Origin of the sequence: Vibrio sp. 1557 (assembly GCF_033340175.1) — a bacterium.
GTDB classification, from domain to species: domain Bacteria; phylum Pseudomonadota; class Gammaproteobacteria; order Enterobacterales; family Vibrionaceae; genus Vibrio; species Vibrio alginolyticus.
In genome coordinates this window covers 1-1424 of record NZ_JAWOVZ010000127.1, presented here as the reverse complement: position 1 = coordinate 1424, position 1424 = coordinate 1, and the positions used below count along the sequence as shown (strand labels likewise).

Sequence of the window (1424 nt, the reverse complement as noted above, 5' to 3'; positions counted from 1 at the left end):
GAGGTTCAGTTATTAAAAGGATGTATGCGGGCTTTGCGCTGATCATCATCCTGTTTGCTGTCACAATTGCCATTATGATGGGGGGAATGCACGATATTCACGGTAAATTTGAAACCGTCTCTAAATCATCGTTGCCCCTTGTATCGTTATCTAACCAAACCAGTGTGGAACTGCTTTCTGCCGACAAGTCTTTTAAAGATTTTCTGACCACTGAGAATAAACAGCGCATGGAAGAAATGCGTCAGGAGTTTGCGAGATCTCAACAACGTTTTGAATCCACTTTGGCGCAGCTCGAATCAGCAAGCCAGATCTACCCTTCTCTTGCCGAACCTTTTTCTCAACTGAAGACGCTAGAGCAAAGCTACTTTACCGAAGCACTCGAAGCGATGGACAACTATGAAGCAATGTTTTCAGCACAAGAAGAAGTGCAGAAGTCATCGCGCCGCTTTCAAAAACTCAACACTGAACTTTCTGTTGGCCTGAAAGAATACGTTGCAGACCAATCGAGTATTTCAGTGAAGGTTATGGCGAAAAGCTACTTCATCAAACTCAAAGATGCCGAAGTGATCACCTCTGATGCGCTGGCTAGCTCCAATCCTGAGTTTGTTACGCAAGCGGTAACGAAAAACCGTAAAGCAGTAACGCACTTGAACTACGCATTCCGTGGGTTGGTCACTCAGCTTCCTGAGTTAGAAAAAGCTTTTGGCGAATCCGTAGAACAATTTACCCGTGACGTAGGTATGCGTGGCGGTGTGCTAGACCAACACAACAACTACCTCAACGCTCGAGCAGCTCTGTACGACAACATTGCGAACTTAGCTAACAAAGTCGATTCTACGATGGCTATCCTTGAGCAATTCACAACGACAGCAACAGACAAACTAAACGAATCTCTTGATGATGCCGGTGACATTTACTCTGCTGGCGTGACGAAAGCGATTGTGATTGGTGTAGTTGTGGTTTTGTTTGCGGCGGCTATCGGCTATCACATCGCGCAAAGTGTGCGTGAGCCATTAACACGTATTCTCAATGCGCTAGAGAGCCTGACTAAAGGCGATATGACGCAACGTATTGATATTCGCTTTAACAACGAGTTCAGCCGCGTTAGTGGCCATATCAACACGTTAGCGGACAGCTTGCACGACATTCTAGTGAAGCTAAATGAAGCATCAGAAAACTTAGCCTCGACCGCGACAACCAACGAACGAACGTCTTCTCAAGCGCAATCTAAGCTGAATGCACAACGTGAGCAGACCGCCAACGTGGCAACGGCTATGACCGAGATGTCTCACTCGGTTCAAGAAGTAGCGCAAAGCGCTCAAGGCTCTTTGGAAATGGTTCAACGTGTTGAGTCTGCATCCGAAGAAGGCCGAAATGTCATGAGTAGCAACATTTCGACCATCAATCAGCTAGAAACGCGCCTT

The 1424-nt window shown here is 46.6% G+C and carries 1 protein-coding gene; it reads left to right on the top strand.

The features are described from left to right. Positions 1-1424 (top strand): methyl-accepting chemotaxis protein (locus tag R7070_RS25200; RefSeq protein WP_318141393.1); only part of this gene is annotated, 1424 nt, incomplete at both ends.